The sequence below is a fragment of the Vibrio sp. 970 genome (assembly GCF_033339075.1).
Genome location: NZ_JAWOTW010000445.1, coordinates 1 through 637 on the forward strand (window position 1 = coordinate 1; position 637 = coordinate 637).

The 637-nt window shown below is 46.5% G+C and carries 1 protein-coding gene and 1 pseudogene; both read left to right on the plus strand.

Annotated elements, in window-relative coordinates; translation table 11 throughout:
- Positions 1-376: ATP-binding cassette domain-containing protein (locus R7Q11_RS27200; protein ID WP_225467112.1), on the plus strand; the 376-nt coding region annotated here is incomplete at its 5' end.
- Positions 351-637 (plus strand): annotated as a pseudogene (locus R7Q11_RS27205) (HlyD family type I secretion periplasmic adaptor subunit); the annotation flags it as partial. The gene R7Q11_RS27200 and the pseudogene R7Q11_RS27205, both read left to right, overlap by 26 nt.

Below are 637 nucleotides of genomic sequence, written 5' to 3' on the forward strand. Positions count from 1 at the left end.
GAACAAAGGTTACGACTTCATTATTGGCGAAAATGGTCGTGGACTGTCGGGTGGTGAACGACAAAGGATTGCGCTAGCACGAGCTGTCTATGGTGATCCTTCTATCGTCGTCTTTGATGAAGCAAACGCCAATCTAGACGGAGAAGGTGAGGCTGCGTATCAGCGTCTTATCGCTCATCTAAAATCTCAGGGCTCGACCATTGTGGTTATCGCCCATAATCCAAGCACATTGAGGCAAATGGATCGATTGCTGTATTTAGCTGATGGCCGCGCCAAACTTTATGGTGCTCGAGATGAAGTGTTGAAGCGTTTAATGGGCGAGGACAGAACGGATATTCCAAGGGTGAAAAATGAGCAATCAGCAGCCAGTCGTTAACGAACTTCCCGCGGAGAAAGTCTACCGTTTCAGTTCAGATGCTAACTTGAGTTTCAAAAAGCCAATTTTGCTCGGAGTTGCAACGTTAAGCTTTTTCCTAGGCGGTTTAGGATATTGGGCGGCTACCGCAAAGTTAGAGAGTGCTGCTATCGCTTATGGAGATTTGTCTGTTCTAACCAAGCGGCAAGAGATACAGCATTTAGAAGGCGGTATCATTGAAAAGCTGTATGTTCAAGAGGGCGATTTGGTAAAGAAAGGCCA